The sequence below is a fragment of the Vibrio sp. 704 genome (genome assembly GCF_033339295.1).
Genome location: NZ_JAWOUH010001086.1, coordinates 1 through 504 on the forward strand (window position 1 = coordinate 1; position 504 = coordinate 504).

Genomic DNA, 504 nt, shown 5'->3' on the forward strand with positions numbered 1-504 from the left:
GACATGACCTCAATGCTGTCAGTCGATGAAAGAGATGCGATGCGTCGCGGCGTTATCCATCAACGTGAGCAGTGGATGCGTAAGATTGCTCAACCGTACTTAAACGATAGCTTCGATTTTGATGTTTGCGTTGTGTGGCACAACCGTCCTTACGAAGCAATCATTGCTGAAGTATATGCTGGTGGGCACGATCTTCTAATCAAAGGGACACGTAAACACGATGTTTTAGAGTCTGTGATTTTCACGCCGACAGACTGGCATTTATTACGTAAATGCCCTATTCCTGTACTTTTGATCAAGAACTCGGATTGGCCGCAGCAAGCTAATATTCTCGCTTCTGTACACGTGGGGCCAGAAAACCCAACTCACATTGATTTGAACGACGCGATGGTTGAACGCCTCAAAGAGATGTCAAACCGTCTCGATGCTGAACCGTATCTCGTCAACGCTTATCCTGTTACACCGGCTAACATTACGATTGAATTGCCTGAATTTGACCCAACG

General features: G+C 46.2%; 1 protein-coding gene. It reads left to right on the forward strand.

The genetic code is table 11. The features are described 5' to 3' along the window. Positions 1 to 504: universal stress protein UspE (uspE, locus tag R7R24_RS30785; RefSeq protein ID WP_318120725.1), on the forward strand; the 504-nt coding region annotated here is incomplete at both ends.